Origin of the sequence: Sphingobacterium sp. LZ11T8, assembly GCF_024261425.1 — a bacterium.
GTDB lineage: Bacteria > Bacteroidota > Bacteroidia > Sphingobacteriales > Sphingobacteriaceae > Sphingobacterium.
Genome location: NZ_JANBZY010000024.1, coordinates 1 through 530, shown reverse-complemented (window position 1 = coordinate 530; position 530 = coordinate 1). Strand labels below are relative to the sequence as shown.

1 pseudogene is annotated in these 530 nt (G+C 49.4%); it reads right to left on the bottom strand.

What is annotated here, in order from left to right:
- Positions 1 to 469 (bottom strand): annotated as a pseudogene (locus NLF99_RS19645) (IS1595-like element ISBbi1 family transposase); the annotation flags it as partial.
- Positions 470 to 530: the final 61 nt, after the last annotated feature.

Sequence of the window (530 nt, the reverse complement as noted above, 5' to 3'; positions counted from 1 at the left end):
CCTCGGCTCCCCGGCCACGTGTACCCTTGCCTCGCTCGATTTCCTTACTGGCCACCGAAAAGTAACCCTCATCCAGTTCTATCATCCCTTCCAGTGTATACCTTGCATCCCGGTTGCCCATCGCCCTGCGGAGTTTGTGTACCATCGCCCATACCGGTTCGTAACGCTTCAATCCTAATTGCTTCTGGAGTTCGTTGGTGGAGAATCCCTTTTTTGTGCAACTCATCAGGAACATCGTTTTGTACCACACCAGAAACGGCAGCTTGGAGCTCTCCATGTTCGTACCGCTGCGCAACGAGGTGCGGAAACGGCAACCTTTGCATTCATAACTCCATTTACCCTGTAACCAATAATGGGAAGTGCCCCCGCATCGCTTGCAGACAACCCCTTCCTTATCACGCTGCTCCTTGAAATGCAAACGACAATCTTCCTCCGAACCGAAATGAGCCGTAAAACTGAATATGTTCATAATCCCTGCTTTTTGAGCGCTAATATACTAAAAATATTAGGTGTGTTTGCGGAGAATCAGA